The organism is Escherichia sp. E2586 (assembly GCF_005781105.1).
Lineage (GTDB): Bacteria > Pseudomonadota > Gammaproteobacteria > Enterobacterales > Enterobacteriaceae > Escherichia.
On sequence record NZ_VATN01000012.1, the window covers coordinates 1 to 17,889 of the forward strand.

The 17,889-nt window shown below is 48.9% G+C and carries 18 protein-coding genes; 5 read left to right on the top strand and 13 right to left on the bottom strand.

The features are described from left to right. Positions 1-72: 72 nt before the first annotated feature. The 4 genes from FEK50_RS13525 to FEK50_RS13540 all read right to left on the bottom strand — a co-directional run bounded on the left by FEK50_RS13525 (position 73) and on the right by FEK50_RS13540 (position 3,665). Positions 73-525: a DcrB-related protein gene (locus FEK50_RS13525; protein ID WP_131161493.1), complete on the bottom strand. Its 453-nt coding sequence runs from the start codon at positions 523-525 to the stop codon at positions 73-75. Positions 526-576: 51 nt separating this feature from the next. Further along, positions 577-2,571: a type VI secretion system tip protein TssI/VgrG gene (gene tssI / locus FEK50_RS13530; protein WP_131161494.1), complete on the bottom strand. Its 1,995-nt coding sequence runs from the start codon at positions 2,569-2,571 to the stop codon at positions 577-579. 210 nt (positions 2,572-2,781) lie between these two features. Continuing rightward, positions 2,782-3,138 (bottom strand): hypothetical protein, encoded by a 357-nt coding sequence (locus FEK50_RS13535; protein ID WP_130210181.1) that lies wholly within the window; start codon positions 3,136-3,138, stop codon positions 2,782-2,784. Beyond that, positions 3,135-3,665, bottom strand: coding sequence for a type IV secretion protein Rhs (locus FEK50_RS13540; protein WP_131161495.1), 531 nt, complete (start codon positions 3,663-3,665; stop codon positions 3,135-3,137). Before FEK50_RS13540 ends, FEK50_RS13535 begins: the two co-directional genes overlap by 4 nt. Before the next feature lie 973 nt (positions 3,666-4,638). Here FEK50_RS13540 and ansP point away from each other — a divergent pair. Next, on the top strand, positions 4,639-6,138 hold the full coding sequence (gene ansP / locus FEK50_RS13550) for an L-asparagine permease (RefSeq protein ID WP_131161496.1): 1,500 nt from the start codon (positions 4,639-4,641) through the stop codon (positions 6,136-6,138). An 80-nt stretch (positions 6,139-6,218) separates the two neighbouring features. Here ansP and FEK50_RS13555 read toward each other — a convergent pair whose 3' ends face one another. Beyond that, positions 6,219-7,280 carry a YncE family protein gene (locus tag FEK50_RS13555; RefSeq protein ID WP_105268474.1) on the bottom strand — a complete coding sequence of 354 codons (1,062 nt, stop codon included), beginning with the start codon at positions 7,278-7,280 and terminating at the stop codon, positions 6,219-6,221. Between the two features lie 240 nt (positions 7,281-7,520). Here FEK50_RS13555 and pqqU point away from each other — a divergent pair, with 240 nt between their 5' ends. Further along, on the top strand, positions 7,521-9,623 hold the full coding sequence (pqqU, locus tag FEK50_RS13560) for a TonB-dependent receptor PqqU (RefSeq protein ID WP_131161497.1): 2,103 nt from the start codon (positions 7,521-7,523) through the stop codon (positions 9,621-9,623). Between the two features lie 142 nt (positions 9,624-9,765). Here the strand turns inward: pqqU and mcbR are convergent, their stop codons facing one another. After that, positions 9,766-10,431: a colanic acid/biofilm transcriptional regulator McbR gene (gene mcbR, locus FEK50_RS13565; protein WP_131161498.1), complete on the bottom strand. Its 666-nt coding sequence runs from the start codon at positions 10,429-10,431 to the stop codon at positions 9,766-9,768. A gap of 198 nt (positions 10,432-10,629) precedes the next feature. Beyond that, a complete protein-coding gene (gene curA / locus FEK50_RS13570; protein WP_131161499.1) occupies positions 10,630-11,667 on the bottom strand; it encodes an NADPH-dependent curcumin/dihydrocurcumin reductase in 1,038 nt (345 codons plus the stop codon). 180 nt (positions 11,668-11,847) lie between these two features. Here curA and mddA point away from each other — a divergent pair, with 180 nt between their 5' ends. Both mddA and FEK50_RS13580 read left to right on the top strand, forming a co-directional pair. Further along, positions 11,848-12,366 (top strand): L-methionine sulfoximine/L-methionine sulfone acetyltransferase, encoded by a 519-nt coding sequence (gene mddA, locus FEK50_RS13575; RefSeq protein ID WP_130210195.1) that lies wholly within the window; start codon positions 11,848-11,850, stop codon positions 12,364-12,366. Then, on the top strand, positions 12,363-12,812 hold the full coding sequence (locus tag FEK50_RS13580; RefSeq protein ID WP_001548534.1) for a DMT family transporter: 450 nt from the start codon (positions 12,363-12,365) through the stop codon (positions 12,810-12,812). The genes mddA and FEK50_RS13580 overlap by 4 nt, the downstream gene beginning before the upstream one ends. Here the strand turns inward: FEK50_RS13580 and ydcY are convergent, their stop codons facing one another. Both ydcY and FEK50_RS13590 read right to left on the bottom strand, forming a co-directional pair. Next, positions 12,813-13,046: a DUF2526 family protein YdcY gene (gene ydcY, locus FEK50_RS13585; RefSeq protein WP_113649882.1), complete on the bottom strand. Its 234-nt coding sequence runs from the start codon at positions 13,044-13,046 to the stop codon at positions 12,813-12,815. Positions 13,047-13,131: 85 nt separating this feature from the next. Next, a complete protein-coding gene (locus FEK50_RS13590; protein ID WP_130260844.1) occupies positions 13,132-13,305 on the bottom strand; it encodes a GhoT/OrtT family toxin in 174 nt (57 codons plus the stop codon). Between the two features lie 194 nt (positions 13,306-13,499). On the opposite strand from FEK50_RS13590, the gene yncL reads away from it, so the two are divergent. After that, positions 13,500-13,595: a stress response membrane protein YncL gene (yncL, locus tag FEK50_RS13595; RefSeq protein WP_074399477.1), complete on the top strand. Its 96-nt coding sequence runs from the start codon at positions 13,500-13,502 to the stop codon at positions 13,593-13,595. Between the two features lie 98 nt (positions 13,596-13,693). Here yncL and patD read toward each other — a convergent pair whose 3' ends face one another. Genes patD through FEK50_RS13615 form a run of 4 tightly spaced genes read right to left on the bottom strand, consistent with a single transcriptional unit; the run spans position 13,694 to position 17,879 of the window. Further along, positions 13,694-15,118 (bottom strand): aminobutyraldehyde dehydrogenase, encoded by a 1,425-nt coding sequence (patD, locus tag FEK50_RS13600; protein WP_131161500.1) that lies wholly within the window; start codon positions 15,116-15,118, stop codon positions 13,694-13,696. Between the two features lie 21 nt (positions 15,119-15,139). Next, positions 15,140-15,934, bottom strand: a complete 795-nt coding sequence (locus tag FEK50_RS13605; protein WP_130260846.1) for an ABC transporter permease — start codon at positions 15,932-15,934, stop codon at positions 15,140-15,142. Further along, entirely contained in the window at positions 15,924-16,865 is a 942-nt protein-coding gene (locus tag FEK50_RS13610; protein WP_131161501.1) for an ABC transporter permease, read from the bottom strand. Before FEK50_RS13610 ends, FEK50_RS13605 begins: the two co-directional genes overlap by 11 nt. Then, positions 16,866-17,879, bottom strand: coding sequence for an ABC transporter ATP-binding protein (locus FEK50_RS13615; RefSeq protein WP_131161502.1), 1,014 nt, complete (start codon positions 17,877-17,879; stop codon positions 16,866-16,868). Positions 17,880-17,889 lie beyond the last annotated feature (10 nt).

Consider the following 17,889-nt stretch of genomic DNA (forward strand, 5'->3'; position numbering starts at 1 on the left):
CGACGTATGCAGCAGGGCATCCCCCTGTCTTGCCGCCCAGAATGCATCTTCCATGTCCCGTTCCCTGTGTGATTAATTCGTTCTGGCTTCCTGCCGCATCCTGAAGCGCAGATTCTTTTTAATTTCAGCCCAGCGCGTCATGTCTGCCGGGGTCAGCGGTGTGGTTCTGGCGTAGGTGAAGGCCATCATGACCCGCTCACACGGCAATACAAATGCCACCTGACACTGGTATACATGCTCGTTACCCCGGAGAAACTGGCTCTGTATTTCCAGCCCTTCCTCTGCGTCATTAATCCCCACGCGGGTCACCTGCACGGGCGTGTAGCGCAGTTCTTTTACCTGCTTTTCCAGCTTTTTCATTTGCTGTTCAACCTGAGATGCTAATTCATCTCCTTCCTGCATCTGGCCCCGGCTGATAATTAGTGCGGCGTCGGGATTGCTGAGCCGCAGCATATTAATTGTACTGTCCTGAATAATATTCCCAGGGAAAGTTACAACAGCTTCATTAAGATAATACTCCGTCATAATGGTATGAGTCCTTTTTAATAAACGAATTGTTTATGGATTGGTTTTTATTTATTTTTTAGTCATGAAGGTAACGTCTATTGCCGTCTGAAGGGCTGTTTTCTCTAATGCTCCAGGCGGAGGTATATCAGCCGCTCTGTCATTCATATTTAAATCAAGCTGCCCTGATTGTGTATTTATTTTCCCATTTTCTGTTGCAGTAATATTAAAATTCTTACAGGTTATATTAAATATCCCGCCACTGGTCATTTGCAGGATAGTTTCTCCGCAGCTAAGAATAATGGAATCTCCCGCAGCAAGGCGTAAATTCTGCACTGTCTGAATTGTTTTATCTCCTCCGGCGAGAGAGATATCATCTGTCTGGACTGTTAGAGAACGTTTCTCACCAATAATCGCAGTTTCTGTTTTATCAATGACTTTAAGGCGATTATTGCCCACCCAATGGCTTTCATTATTATTTACTTCAATGCGTTGATCTTTCTCGGCATGCAACCAGATTTCTTCTCCGCCAGTTTTATCCTCAAAACGCAGGGCGTTAGCATTGGTTGGGCCGCCGCCGATGGTGTGGCTGTAAAACCCGCTTTGCGTCGCTGCGCCCGGTAGTCCCCACGGTGGCATGGTGTCCTGGTTGTATGTCCGCCCTACGATAATGGGTAAATCCGGATCACCATTTTTGAAATCCACCAGAACTTCCTGACCAATGCGCGGGATCTGAATGCCACCGAATCCTTTACCCGCCCACGGATAACTGACACGGACCCAGCAGGAACTGTTTTCATCATTCTTACCGTAACGATCCCAGCCAAACTGAACTTTCACCCTTCCATATTTATCTGTCCAGATTTCCTGTCCCGCCGGGCCGGTCACGATGGCGCTCTGTGGGCCTTTGGTGTGGGGTTTGCTCAAGGTTCGCTGCGGACGGTAAACTTCATTGGTGGGATGTAACTCAAAGCTGGTTGAGTAAGAGAAGTGCTGCTCCTGGCCGCTGTGTTGCGCATTGTCCTGTATAAATAGCGTGGTCTGTGCCAGCAGATATTCCCGGTTCACTTCGGCTGTCGGATAGTTTTCCAGGGTGAAGGTAAAACCTGTCATCAGGGTACGAATATTGCCGCTGCCCTGTACCCGACTACCGGGGCTACGCTGTTCTTCCATGCGGATGCGTGTCAGCATTTCACCTTCACTCTTTGTGAAGTAGTCTCCCGGCCATTCATAGTGCTCATATTCAGCAAGGCCGGTTTCACGCGGATTAGCCACGGTGCTCTTCAGCAGTGAACGCGGCTTCATAAAGTCGAAATCATTCAGCACCCACTGTCCGCTGCGCAGGCTTTCATTTGCTGTGATGGTATGGATAAACTCCTTGTCCAGTTTCAGCCCTTCCTGGTAATAACACACCAGCGGCGAATCTGCGCATGCCTTGTGGACATTAATGGCATCAGCCAGCACTAACGTGTGACTGTTCTCGCTGTGCTCAAACCACCAGTAGATACCCCATTCCTGCATCAGGCGCTGAATAAAATCGAAATCTGTTTCACCGTACTGCACCTGCCAGGCACGAGTCGGATAATTTTCCACCAGTCGTTTTTCGACTGGCCAGGGGTACTCATCCAGTACCTCATCCAGAATGTCCACCACGTTTTTATTCTGAAACGCTTTGTAGTCACTAGTGTGGGTCAGTATTTTTAACCACGGTTCGATCCGCAGTTCATACACCACCGAACGTCCTTGATGACCAGCCACGCGTGCCGCCGTCACCAGCCCGCTGATATAACGTTTTCCGCCGTCATCCAATTCGATATGGACGCACAGATCTTTGCCCACCATCGGTTTGAGCTGCAGGTTGGCTGCGGGGGAAACATAGCCCAGGTTCAGGATGTCAGGAGTTTTTAATTTAATAGAATAAGTAAATAGTTCCCCTACTGTTTCTGTACCCCCCAAGCTTGCAAACAGTAACATTCCATCAGGAACTGCACTGCCGCTCAAAGTCACGTTATGTGTACCCGATCCAATTAGTGCACCGGATGGATAATCTGTAGCTGTAAAACTCATAATTAATCCTTTTAACTAGAAATGGCCAAGTGCTAATAAGAAATCTTACAGAGAGTAAAATATGCAATATATTCGTAGTTGGCATAAAACATCTCAATACTTATGAATGCTACTGAAGATACTATCAACTATATATACCATAGTCATGTTAACCTGATAAAAATATTCACCTAAAGCACATTAATAAAATCAATGAAACTATTTAATTTGTTATTTAGTATGATTATCATCAAGTCTTAAAATACGCTCCCCTGACCTAATTATGCTAAAACCATAGTATTCTTTATCACTTCCGGAAGAGAGCATATATTTTCCAATATAAATAACATCTGGAGATAGCTTATTTATGTCAATGCATACGGGATCGAACTGACCAGTCACTCTTTTCAGTTTTATTGCATTGCCATATTTACCTTCATATAAAATATAATTTGAAATCATATTCCCATCGTCTGGTTTTGAACAAACCCGTCCGTCTTGTAAATATATATTACCGGGCAACAATGGGCGAACATAATCACCAACAGTGCATCCCGACAAAAAGAGCAACAAAAAGAATCTCTTCATATGACGCCCGCAGGAAATAAATTAAGTACCTTTTTGTATTTTTTCGATAAAGTGTCCACTGATTCAGTTGTATCACCTATATAGTTAACATTTGCCAAATCAGCTACCAGTCCATAGTTAATCAATAGCCAATAATCAGAAACTATAGATGCTTGTTGTTCCATGGGATAAGAAGAAATTGACTGTAAATTAAGATCGTAATGATAATTTGCCGCCCAGGAAAATAAACCACGTAACTTAACTGAATACCCTTTCTGATATTGCCAAACATGCATCATTTCATGGATAAACAAGTGAGAAGCACCTGCTACTGTTTCACGATCGCCAGGCATTGCTTGCGATGAAAAATCTGAACTATAAACAGCATCAGGATAATACATTTCCCCGTTTGGGGTCATCGCTGTTCTTTCCCCTTGACCTGGCAAATATTTTTCATTGTGGATCCATACCTTGTTATAATCAAGTGTATTCTCAAAAATCGATCTGGCTAATGTTAATTCACCAGATGTCATTCTCCTTAATGACATATCATTCCTCCTGGAGATAATATTTTTCAGATAAAAACAAACGCTCTTTTATTATTTATTAAATAGGGTTCTCTTTGATGTTCAACATTTCCACTTTATGCAGTATTGATGGCATCATCTTCATAGACAATGAAATCAAAGCAAGTTCTCAACGATTTCCATTACGATTCCTTAACATTAGTTCTCAGCATCTTTATTTATCCATCTTCAATATCAATAGTTAATGTAAATGATTACACGGATAACATAATTTTCATCAATTAATTAATATCTGTAAACGCTACCGCCCCACCCTGATATCTTAATCTGCACATAGCCATCTTAACGTTATGCCCCATACATTAGTAATGTAAATTAAGAATTCGGAATATATCAAATTCACTTCATAAATTAATATCGAGAATGATATACACATTAATTATATTGAAGTAATGTTTTAAGGGTTGTAATGTCCCTGGAACGGGACTAATTCAAGAAGTTTCTGTTGGGCAATAGCGCGTTTATCACCCTATATCCCTCTTACATTTTTTGGCATTTTCTGTAACGTCGGTAACTGGCATTTCTAATCAGCAATTGTATTGGTCTTTGGCGTATTACCCCTGAAACCAGTCATACGCTAGTCCTTCACTATTCAATGATAATCAGCGACGACCAACCACACCAGTGTCCACTGCAACCACTGGCGTTCAGAGCAACGAACGAGTGGTGAAAAAGTCGGCGACCGTCGAGTATCATCGAACCAAAAGTGGTTTTTCCGTCATAATTTCATCAGGTTGCGACTTTGTCGCTAGCCGCCATTATCCCCACACATTTATAGCGGGATTATTTTGCATCATTACACGATAACGGGTAGGATTCTGCGCCGACAGTTATACCCATAAAGAATAATGGTGAATCTTGTCATCGCCAGGATGAATAAACATTGTTCATGGCAACTTATATGACTTTTTCATTAAAGCAATCAGGGAGAGCAATGAGTAAACACGACACCGACACTTCAGATCAACACGCCGCGAAACGCCGCTGGCTTAATGCCCACGAAGAGGGGTATCACAAAGCGATGGGCAATCGCCAGGTGCAGATGATCGCCATCGGCGGCGCGATTGGCACCGGCTTGTTTTTAGGTGCAGGAGCCCGACTGCAAATGGCAGGTCCTGCGCTGGCACTGGTTTATTTAATATGTGGTTTGTTTTCGTTTTTTATTCTGCGTGCATTGGGTGAGTTAGTATTACATCGCCCTTCCAGTGGCAGTTTTGTCTCTTATGCCCGAGAGTTTTTAGGAGAGAAAGCTGCTTACGTTGCTGGCTGGATGTACTTCATCAACTGGGCGATGACGGGGATTGTCGATATTACCGCCGTCGCTCTGTATATGCATTACTGGGGTGCGTTTGGCGGCGTGCCGCAGTGGGTCTTTGCGCTCGCTGCGCTGACCATCGTTGGCACCATGAATATGATCGGTGTGAAATGGTTTGCGGAGATGGAGTTCTGGTTTGCGCTTATTAAAGTGCTCGCCATTGTGACCTTTTTGGTCGTGGGTACAGTGTTCCTCGGTAGCGGTCAGCCGCTGGATGGCAACACCACTGGCTTTCATTTAATTACCGATAACGGCGGCTTCTTCCCCCACGGTTTGCTGCCTGCGCTGGTGTTGATTCAGGGCGTAGTGTTTGCTTTTGCCTCCATTGAAATGGTTGGTACAGCTGCCGGAGAATGTAAAGACCCGCAGACCATGGTGCCTAAAGCAATTAACAGTGTGATTTGGCGTATTGGCCTGTTTTACGTCGGCTCCGTGGTGTTGCTGGTTATGTTATTGCCGTGGAGCGCGTATCAGGCGGGGCAAAGTCCGTTCGTGACATTCTTCTCTAAACTGGGTGTGCCGTACATCGGAAGCATTATGAACATTGTAGTGCTGACCGCTGCCCTCTCCAGCCTGAACTCAGGTCTGTACTGCACCGGACGTATTCTGCGCTCGATGGCGATGGGCGGTTCCGCACCGAGTTTTATGGCGAAAATGAGCCGTCAGCATGTGCCGTATGCCGGGATCCTGGCGACGCTGGTCGTTTATGTTGTTGGCGTATTCCTTAACTATCTGGTGCCGTCTCGCGTATTTGAGATTGTCCTGAACTTCGCGTCGCTGGGAATTATCGCCTCGTGGGCGTTTATCATCGTGTGCCAGATGCGCCTGCGTAAAGCGATTAAAGAAGGCAAAGCAGCGGACGTCAGTTTTAAACTGCCTGGCGCGCCCTTCACATCCTGGCTGACGCTACTGTTTTTGCTGTGCGTGCTGGTGCTGATGGCGTTCGATTACCCGAACGGGACTTATACCATCGCTGCGCTGCCGATTATCGGTATTCTGCTGGTTATAGGCTGGTTTGGTGTGCGCAAACGCGTTGCTGAAATTCACAGCACTGCGCCAGTCATCGAGGAAGATGAAGAAAAACAGGAAATTGTGTTTAAGCCTGAAACGACGAGTTAATTGCATAATTGCTCGGTTTAAAGCCGGATGCGGCGCTAGCGCCGCATCCGGCTTACGAAAGACAAACTCCCCTGTGTCGATTACAGTGCAATACGAATCACATCGTCCGGCTGGGTAGCTTCCTGCTGTTTAGTGGATTTTTGTTTAACACTGACATACAGCGTTTTGCCATCGGCAGACAGCGCCAGGCTATTCGGATGAGTCGGCGTATCGAACGTTTTCACCACCTTATAGCTTTTCGCATCAATCACACTAACTTTACCCGCCTGACGATGCGTCACGTAGGCTTCATTACGCGCTGGGTTAAACAGCACAGCCAGTGATTCCGGTGCCGCAACCTTCGCCAGAATATTGCCATTACGGGTATCGACCACTAACACTTCTGCCGCTTTTGAATCGGTGATAAATGCACGCTGATTGGCGGTATCAAGGCTGATGTTGATAAAGAAGTGCTCTTTGCCGTCATCCAGCAGCTTTTTACGGCTGAGGATTTTATTGTCGGCGGTGTCGATGGTAATCAATTCGCCGTCAGCGTTAGTGGTGTAAAGACGTTTGCCTTTACTATCCAGCGCTAAACCAGTGCTCATTTTACCGGTGTTCTGGATGGCGGTTTTCAGTTTGATATTCTCGCCATCAACGACCCAAATCACGCTCTCTTTGCCAATACCACTGATGTAAACCGTGTTCGTGGCATCGTCAGCTACCAGCTCACGCGGCTGCAACGGGCGCACCTCTTCCGTGCGCTTACGATCATCCAGCACCAGACGCCCTTTCACTTCGCCCGTTTTGGCATCTATCGCCGTGACCGCGCTGTTTACGGTGTTACCAAACCACAACGTCTGAGTCGTGTTATTGATGGTGGCACCAAACGGCTTGAGATCGTTATGGATCGCCTGAGTCACTTCCAGAGTGACCGGATCGAGACGATAAACCACGCCGCCTTTATCCAGTTTGCGGCTTTGCGAAGTAGCAAGCCACAGCGCGTTCTCCTGCTGGCTATAAGCCATTTCGTAGGCACCTTTACCTACCGCTTTACGCAGCATTTCTTCTGCGGCCTGCGTACTGAATGATGAAGCAACGAGCAATGAACCTAACAGTAATGAACCACGCAGGCGCGATGAAAACAGATGACGTAAATGCATGACGACTCCCTTTGATGAACCGATATTTTTGCTGCTTCACAATGCTTCGCTGAGCGTAATCATCGTTACACTCTTGTTATAAATGGGAATGGTAATCATTATTTTCTCAAATGTGGAGTATTTCTTGTCGTTACGACTACAATTTTCTCAATTACTTAACGTATTGTGCCGTTTAGTTTTCCATAAATTTACAATTTTATTACCATGACGGCGTATTCCCATTCTTAACCTGGCTTTTTCATGAAGATTTTTTCCGTCCGACAGACCATTTTGCCCGCACTGATTGCCCTTTCTCCTTCCGCTTTTGCAACCAATGAACAAACCATGATTGTCAGTGCCGCGCCACAAGTGATTTCCGAGCTGGATACGCCAGCAGCCGTTAGCGCGGTGGATGGCGAGGAGATGCGCCTGGCAACACCGCGCATCAATTTGTCTGAATCACTGACCAGCGTGCCCGGTTTGCAGGTACAAAACCGGCAGAACTATGCGCAAGATTTACAGCTGTCGATTCGCGGATTTGGTTCCCGCTCCACTTACGGAATTCGCGGTATTCGCCTGTATGTGGACGGTATTCCCGCCACCATGCCCGACGGACAAGGGCAAACATCCAACATCGATTTAAGCAGTGTGCAAAATGTGGAAGTGCTGCGTGGCCCCTTCTCTGCCCTATATGGCAACGCGTCTGGCGGGGTGATGAATGTCACTACTCAAACCGGGCAACAGCCGCCAACCATTGAAGCCAGTAGTTACTATGGCAGTTTTGGCAGCTGGCGCTATGGGCTGAAAGCAACGGGCGCGACGGGCGACGGCACACAGCCGGGCGATGTCGATTACACCGTCTCAACCACACGCTTTACGACCCACGGCTATCGTGACCATAGTGGTGCACAGAAAAATTTAGCCAATGCCAAACTGGGCGTACGCATTGATGACGCCAGCAAATTAAGCCTGATTTTCAACAGCGTGGATATCAAAGCAGATGATCCAGGTGGATTAACCGAAGCAGAATGGAAGGCGAATCCGCAACAAGCGCCACGCGCTGAACAGTACGACACGCGAAAAACCATCAAGCAAACTCAGGCTGGGCTGCGCTATGAGCGTAGCCTGAGTTCGCGGGATGATATGAGTGTGATGATGTATGCCGGAGAGCGAGAAACGACCCAGTATCAGTCAATCCCAATGACACCGCAACTTAACCCGTCGCATGCGGGCGGCGTGATTACTCTGCAACGCCATTACCAGGGGATAGACAGCCGCTGGACACACCGTGGTGAACTGGGCGTTCCGGTCACGTTCACTACCGGCCTGAACTACGAAAACATGAGTGAAAACCGCAAAGGCTACAATAATTTTCGCCTGAATAGCGGCGTGCCGGAATACGGGCAAAAAGGTGAGTTGCGCCGCGACGAACGCAATCTGATGTGGAACGTCGATCCCTATTTACAGGCACAGTGGCAGCTGAGCGAAAAACTGTCGCTGGATGCTGGCGTGCGCTACAGCTCCGTATGGTTTGATTCCAACGATCATTACGTTACTCCGGGTAACGGCGATGATAGCGGTGATGCCAGTTATCACAAATGGCTACCAGCCGGATCGCTAAAATATGCAATGACCGATGCCTGGAATATTTATCTGGCAGCCGGACGCGGTTTTGAAACGCCGACGATTAATGAACTGTCTTATCGCGCTGATGGGCAAAGCGGTATGAACTTTGGTTTAAAACCTTCCGCCAACGATACAATTGAGATCGGCAGTAAAACGCGTATTGGTGATGGGTTGCTTAGTCTCGCATTGTTCCAGACCGACACCGATGATGAAATTGTTGTCGATAGCAGTAGCGGTGGACGCACCACGTATAAAAATGCCGGTAAAACGCGTCGTCAGGGCGCTGAACTGGCATGGGATCAACGTTTCGCGGGAGATTTTCGCGTAAAAGCGTCCTGGACCTGGCTTGATGCCACCTATCGCAGCAATGTTTGCAGTGAACAGGATTGTAACGGTAACCGGATGCCAGGGATCGCCCGTAATATGGGTTTTGCGTCGATAGGTTATGTACCGGAAGATGGCTGGTATGCAGGCACGGAAGCGCGTTACATGGGCGATATAATGGCAGATGATGAAAATACGGCCAAAGCGCCTTCTTATACTCTCGTCGGCTTATTCACCGGGTATAAATACAATTACCACAATCTAACTATGGATTTATTTGGTCGTGTCGATAATTTATTCGATAAAGAATATGTCGGATCGGTGATTGTTAATGAATCAAATGGTCGATATTACGAACCAGCTCCCGGGCGTAATTATGGTGTCGGCGTGAATATCGCATGGCGATTTGAATAACTATACTCTAAATAATTCGAGTTGCAGCGGCCCCGTAAGGGGTGAGGCCCATGGATGGGCCGAATAACCCGCAGACGCAGCACATGCAACTTGAAGTATGACGAGTATACATTGATGCCCGATATTTGCCGGGCGTTTTAATTTAACAACTGTATTGCTGGCACAACATAGCAACGTTTTTTTGCATAATTTCAGCAAGACAATGTCTGCATCCCTCTTTGTCTTTTGCTTTTAACGCGGCGAATAGTACATGATAGCTTTCAATACGCTCACGTAATTCCGCTGGATTAATCGCTTCATAAAGATAATGTAAACCAGGTCCCATCCTGACCCATAATTGCTCAATCATTTCACACAGAATGGGCATTTTTGAACGATGATAAATCGCTAAGCGAAATAGTTTGTTTGCATTAATGAGTTGTTCCATATCGCCGTTTTCTTGCGCCTGCTGTAATTTCTCGAGCAATTCCTGAAGTTCCGCTATGTCTTGCGAGGAAATGTTTTCAACAGCCAGGGCAACTGCCATTAATTCCAGTTCGTAGCGGATCCGATTGATTTCGTCTAATTGACTTTGCCTTACTTCCGGTACTGTAAATGCTTGTGCAGGTGCGACAGAGAGCGCATTAACCGAAACCAGGCGTAATAGTGCTTCACGCACGGGTGTAATACTCATGCCTAATTGCTCCGCCAGATTTTTAGTGATCAAGCGTGCGCCAGGTTTCAGTGCACCAATACTAAGCTGATGTTTCAGGTCGTTCTCAACTTGCATAGTCAAACTGATATACGATATTTTTTCCGTTCCAGGCATGTTATTTCCTTCAGGTGTATTCGTTCCAACTCTGCCGGTATAGCAGAAGTCGTTTACCTGGTGTATGAAGCTGAATAATCATTATCCACTCATCTTTATTGTTATTAGCTACAGAACAGTGATGTGATTAGTTAATTAAAGCTGGAAATAAGATTTTTGCCTGGATTTTTGTGGCGGCTTTACGCCGCCGCCGTATCTTTAGTCATCACCCGCGACACGAATAACAACTTTGCCGAAGTTTTTGCCGCTCAGCAGGCCGATAAACGTCTGCGGTGCGTTCTCCAAACCGTTGGTAATTTGTTCACGATAGTGAATTTTACCCTCTTTCACCCATTGTCCCATCTCCTGCTGGAACTCATGGATTCGGTGGCCATAATCCTGACTGATAATAAAGCCTTGCAGGCGAATACGTTTTTTCAGCACCGTGGCCATCAACAACGGTAAACGGTCTGGCCCCGATGGCAACTCCGTCGCATTATATCCGCTTACTAAGCCACAGACAGGAATACGCGCGGAGGTATTAAGCAACGGCAGCACGGCATCAAACACCTTCCCGCCAACGTTTTCATAATAGATATCAATCCCTTTCGGACACGCTTTCGCCAGCTGCCCGGCAAAATCATCCGCGTGGTGGTCAAGGCAAACATCGAAGCCCAGCACCTCGGTAGCATGGCGGCATTTTTCCGCGCCACCGGCCACTCCAACTACCCTACAACCTTTAAGTTTTCCGATTTGCCCCACCGTCGCACCCACTGGTCCTGTCGCTGCAGCAACCACCAACGTTTCGCCCTCTTTGGGCTGACCGATATCCAGTAGGCCCATATAAGCGGTAAAGCCGGGCATCCCCAGCACACCCAGTGACCACGAAGGATTTTGCGGATGATCGCCAAGTTTCACCAGTTCATCGCCACTGGATATGTCATAGTCCTGCCATCCACTGTAGCCAAGCACCCAGTCGCCAGGCTGGTAATCAGGATGATTCGACTCCACGACACGGCTCACCGTACCGCCGACCATCACCCCGCCAATATCAACGGGCGGTGAATAAGATGGCTCATCGCTCATTCGTCCACGCATATACGGGTCCAGTGACAAATAAACTGTGCGCAGTAACACCTGTCCTTCACCCGGTGTGGCGACATCATCTTCTTCAAGACGAAAATTCTCCGGAACCGGCGCGCCATGCGGACGCGAGGCCAGAACCCAACGGCGGTTACGCTGCTTTTGTTGCCCCATAATGCTCTCCTGTGCTTTTGGCATGAATCGATCAATGGTAGCAGGCACACGTGGTTATATTTGTCTGTATGCATCACATTCCTCCCACAACACGCAATAATTTCATTGTAGATTGCGTTGCTTCCGGCTGTTTTCGATAGTATTGATAACATCATCATCAATATTTAATCGAGGCCAGATATGTCCATCCGTTTTGCCTGCAAAGCCGATTGTGCTGCTATTGCGGAAATTTATAACCACGCCGTGTTGTATACGGCGGCTATCTGGAATGACCAAACTGTGGATGCAGATAACCGCATTGCCTGGTTTGAAGCGCGGACTTTAGCAGGTTATCCAGTGCTGGTGAGCGAGGAAAACGGCGTAGTGACGGGATATGCCTCGTTTGGCGACTGGCGTAGTTTCGATGGTTTTCGCCATACCGTGGAACATTCGGTTTATGTCCATCCCGATCATCAGGGCAAAGGTCTTGGGCGTAAATTGTTAAGCCGATTGATCGATGAAGCGCGGGATTGCGGGAAGCATGTCATGGTCGCCGGGATCGAATCGCAAAATCTGGCCTCGCTGCATCTCCACCAGTCTCTGGGATTTGTCGTCACCGCACAAATGCCGCAGGTAGGCACTAAATTTGGTCGTTGGCTGGATCTGACATTTATGCAGTTGCAACTCGACGAGCGCACTGAACCGGACGCGATTGGATGAATCAGTCGCTCACCCTTGCCTTTTTGATTGCCGCCGGAATTGGCCTGGTGGTGCAAAACACGCTGATGGTGCGCATCACCCAGACCTCCTCTACCATTCTCATCGCCATGTTGCTGAACTCACTGGTGGGGATTGTGCTATTCGTCTCCATTTTATGGTTTAAACAAGGGATGGCAGGGTTTGGCGAACTGGTTTCCAGCGTGCGTTGGTGGACACTGATTCCTGGCTTGCTGGGATCATTTTTTGTCTTTGCCAGTATCAGCGGATATCAGAATGTGGGGGCAGCTACGACCATTGCAGTACTGGTCGCCAGTCAGTTGATTGGAGGGCTGGTGCTGGATATTTTGCGTAGCCATGGCGTGCCATTACGGGCGTTGATCGGCCCAATTTGTGGCGCAATTTTACTTGTGGTTGGCGCCTGGCTGGTGGCCAGACGCTCGTTTTAATCACAGGATAGTGCCGCCTTTGGTTAACTGTTCGTGGCGAGCTTCCATATCTTCTTTATGCTTACGCCCGTGATGAGCGATTGCTGTACGCAAACGCTGCTGCTGAGTGTAACGTTCTTCCCGGCTTAACTCTGCGTCATCGCTCAGGGCGATTAATAATTCGTTCATATGGGCAATGACGCTCTCATCAATCGCTGCATCCACGCGTGCGATGACCTCTTCCAGATGCGACATACTTTCTCCTTAGCCACTTGTGAAAATTATCGATTCTCCCAAATGATATAAGTCTGCGTTGTGCCGTCAAGCTAGTGCTCAAGATTTAAAACAGCGAAAACAGCAGCGCCACCGGAAAACTCATCGGCCAGGTCACCGCTACCAGGAAGGCGCTCAGAAAACGAATGTGCTTCTTCTCGTGGGAAAGAAACCAGGTAGTAACAAACGCGATAGCTGCCATAACAGCATAAAAAACAAGCAGGTATTGATAAAGAGACATGTACGGGCATCCAGCCAGAGGAATAAAACGCGCGCAAATATGCGTTATTTTTTGATGCACATCAAGTTTTTCAACCCGTTTGAGATATTTCCATAACCCGGGAGCTTCCCTTGTCCATCTTCAGAATGAGTATTATTGCAGATTTACTTAACCCGTACTATACACATAGGGGCTATGACAAAAGGTGGCAAAATATGAATGTTTCCAGTAGAACTGTAGTGCTTATAAATCTCTTTGCTGCTGTTGGATTGTTTGCTCTTATCTCTATGAGATTTGGTTGGTTTATTTGATGTAGCGATATTGCACGCAGTACACACTGTCAGAGAGATATCAACTCTCTGACAGTGTGTTAGATCTTCTCACACTCTCCCTGGCTACAATATTATCCTTAATGTTTAACCATTACGTGGCGGACAACGGTGTAATCCTCCAGCCCATAAAGTGACATATCCTTGCCATAACCTGAAAGTTTCTGACCACCGTGCGGCATTTCACTTACCAGCATGAAATGGGTATTGACCCATGTGCAGCCATATTGCAGACGTGCACTAACGCGATGCGCCCGCCCCACATCTTTCGTCCACACTGAAGAGGCTAAGCCATACTGGCTATCATTTGCCCAGTTCACTACCTGTTCTTCATTATCGAAGACAGTCACGCTCACCACTGGACCAAATACCTCTCTTTGAACGATAGCATCTTCTTGCAACGCGCCTGCCAGCAGCGTCGGCGTATAGTAATAACCGTTACCTTTTCGTTTCTCCCCACCGGTGATCACTTTAATGTGTCCCGTCGCTTTCGCCTCTTCCACTGCTTTGCTGACGCGGTCGAGATGAGCCTGGGAACTCAACGGCCCCAGTTCTGTTGATTCGTCATCCGGCGCGCCCGATTTCAAGGTTGCGACAGCGGCGCCGAGTTTTTCCACCAGCGCATCGTAAATGCCTTTTTGCGCATAGATTCGACAAGCTGCGGTGCAATCCTGACCAGCGTTGTAATAACCAAACGTGCGGACACCTTCAACCACAGCTTCAATATCAGCATCATCAAAAACAATGACCGGCGCTTTGCCGCCTAACTCCATGTGGGTGCGCTTAATGGATGGCGCGGTATGGCTGATGATGTGCTCACCGGTGGCGATAGACCCCGTCAGCGAAACCATGCGCACTTTTTGATGCCCGGTCAGCGGATCGCCCACGGTCTGGCCCCGGCCAAACAGTACATTGATCACGCCCGGCGGGAAGATATCTTTCGCCAGCTCTGCCAGTTTTAGTGCGGTCAGCGGCGTGATTTCTGATGGCTTCAGTACCACGCAGTTCCCCGCCGCCAGTGCCGGAGCCAGTTTCCATGCAGCCATCATCAATGGGTAATTCCAGGGGGCAATAGAAGCCACAACGCCCAGCGGATCGCGGCGGATCATCGAAGTATGTCCCTCGAGATATTCTCCTGCCGCCAGACCATTCAGGCAGCGAGCAGCTCCGGCGAAAAAGCGAAAAACATCGACAATCGCAGGAATTTCATCATTGAACGCACTATGCAGAGGCTTGCCACAGTTACGAGACTCCAGTTCGGCAAAAACCTGACCATTTTCTTCAATAACATCAGCCAGTTTCAGCAGGCATTCTGCGCGCACCTTCGGCGTGGTTTGCCCCCATTCGGCAAATGCCGCATCTGCCGCGCGAACAGCAGCATCAACTTGCTCTGCCGATGCCTCGGCAATCTCCAGTAAAACGTCCCCCGTTGCCGGATTATAGACAGGCTGTTTTTCCCCTTCGCCGCTAACCAGTTCTCCGTTAATCAGTAACTTATGTTGCATAGCATATTCCTGTATCAGTGGTTATTGACCATTGTCGCCTTCGCGGGTTAGCCACCAGGCTCCCAGGATCGGCAAGGTTGTTACCAACATAACCAGCAGTGCCACCACGTTGGTTACCGGTACATCACGTGGTCGCCCAAGCTGATTGAGCAACCACAACGGTAACGTCCGTTCATGGCCTGCCGTAAAGGTCGTAACGATGATTTCATCGAACGACAAGGCAAACGCCAGCATCCCTCCTGCCAGTAGCGCCGAACTGAGATTCGGCAACACCACATAACGAAAGGTTTGCCAGCCATTAGCCCCAAGATCCATTGACGCCTCAACCAGACTCCACGAGGTGCGGCGAAAACGGGCAATGACATTGTTAAACACCACCACTACGCAAAAAGTCGCATGCCCGACCACGATGGTGAAAAATCCCGGCTCCAGATTGATGGTTTTAAACGCGGTTAATAACGCCAGACCAGTAACAATGCCTGGCAGCGCAATAGGCAGCAGCAGTAACAGAGAAATGGCGTTTTTGCCGAAAAAGTCTCGTCGCCACAGCGCGGCAGCTGCCAGCGTCCCTAACACCAGCGCAATTAATGTTGCCAGCGCCGCCACTTTAAGTGACAGTGTCACGGCATCAAGAATATCACTACGCTGTGCTGCCACGCTAAACCAGCGCAGTGTCAGACCTTGCGGGGGGAAGCTAAATGCTGCTTCTTCAGTATTAAAAGCATAGGCAGCAATAATAAGGATGGGAAAATGTAGGAAAACCACGCCGCCCCAGGCCGCCAGTTTGAGGAAAAACGGTGCGCGTTCAGAGTGCATCGAACGCTCCCAGACGTTTCACGAACGCCAGATAAAGTGCGATAAGAACAATCGGCACCAGGGTGAATGCCGCCGCCATCGGCATATTGCCAATCGCCCCCTGCTGGGAGTAGACCATATTGCCGATAAAATACCCTGGCGGGCCAACCAGCTGCGGGACGATAAAGTCGCCAAGAGTCAGCGAGAAAGTAAAAATAGACCCGGCAGCTATCCCAGGGATCGCCAGCGGCAGCACCACATAACGAAAGGTTTGCCGTGGACGCGCGCCAAGATCAGCCGACGCCTGCAACAATGACGGCGGCAAACGCTCAAGCGCCGCCTGCACGGGCAGGATCATGAACGGCAGCCAGATATAGAGAAACACCAGAAAGCGCCCCAGCCCGGAAGTTGACAGCGTATTACCACCCACTGCCGGTAGTGTGAGAAATGCCGTGAGTAGTGGCTCCAGCCCCAGATGTTGTAAAAACCACTGCGCCACACCGTCTTTAGCCAGCAATAAGGTCCAGGCATAGGCTTTAACAATGTAGCTTGCCCACATGGGTAACATCACCGCAATGTAAAAAAACGCTTTCATTTTGCCGCTGGTAAAGCGCGCCATATACCACGCCATCGGAAAGGCCAGAATGGCACTGGCGATAGTGACTGCCACAGCCATTGTCAGTGTGCGGAGAATGATGTCGTAATTCGCCGGATTAAACAGCGCACGAATATTCGCCAGCGTCAGTTCCGGCGTTACCGACATGGTGAAATCGTCAAAGGTATAAAAGCCCTGCCATAACAACGTCAGCAGCGAGCCGAAATAGACAATGCCAAACCACATTAGCGGGCCAAGCAGCAGCAAAAACAGCCCCGGCCCCGGATTACGCCAGAAGAAACCGGACACCTTACCCAGACCTGGAGGTGAAGGTGATTGCAATACGTTCATCGCCATTCACCTCTCCTCAACCAGCGGCACCATCACATCACGCGCCCAGGAAACCATCACCTGTTGACCCGCCGTGAGCGTGTTGGGTAAGTCTTCGCCCGTTACATTTGCCTGGCTAACCAGCAGTTTTTCACCGCTGTTAAGTTTCAGTTCAAAACGTGTGGCTGCCCCCTGATATTGCACCGCCTGAATCGTGCCATTGGCCTGCACTTCACCTGGTGTATTCAGGCGAATATGTTCCGGCCGCAGGGCAAAACTGCCCACCATGCCGCAAAGATTCTCGGCCATTAGCGGATCAAAAACGTTGGATGTCCCGACGAATCCCGCAACAAACGGCGTGCGCGGGCGCATATAGAGATCGCGCGGGGAATCGACCTGTTCAATGCGTCCATTATTGAAAACCGCCACCCGATCGGACATCGATAACGCTTCGCCCTGATCGTGGGTAACGAAGATAAAAGTGATACCGAGAGACTGTTGCAGCTTTTTCAGCTCAAGCTGCATTTGTTCGCGCAATTTGAGATCCAGCGCGCCGAGCGGTTCATCCAGCAACAACACGCGCGGTTCGTTCACCAGTGCTCTGGCGATGGCGACTCGCTGGCGCTGACCACCAGAAAGCTGGGACGGTTTACGTTGCTGTACAAACCCCAACGCCACTTTCTCCAGCGCCTCTTGCGCCATTGCGTAGCGCTGCTTTTTATCCACGCCTTTAACCATCAGCCCGTAGGCCACATTCTCGAGAATCGACATATGGGGAAACAGTGCATAGTCCTGGAAGACGGTATTCACGTCCCGCTCCCACGGCGGTAGATTACTGGCCGGTTTGCCGAAGATAGCAATCGCCCCGCCGGAAAGCTGTTCGAAGCCAGCAATCAGGCGCAGGCAGGTGGTTTTGCCGGAACCGGACGGTCCCAGCATAGAGAAGAACTCACCATCTTTTATCGCAATACTGACGCCATCTACCGCGCGCACGTCGCCGTACAACCGCGAGACGTTGTCAAACTCCACTGCGTACGTCATAAAACACCCC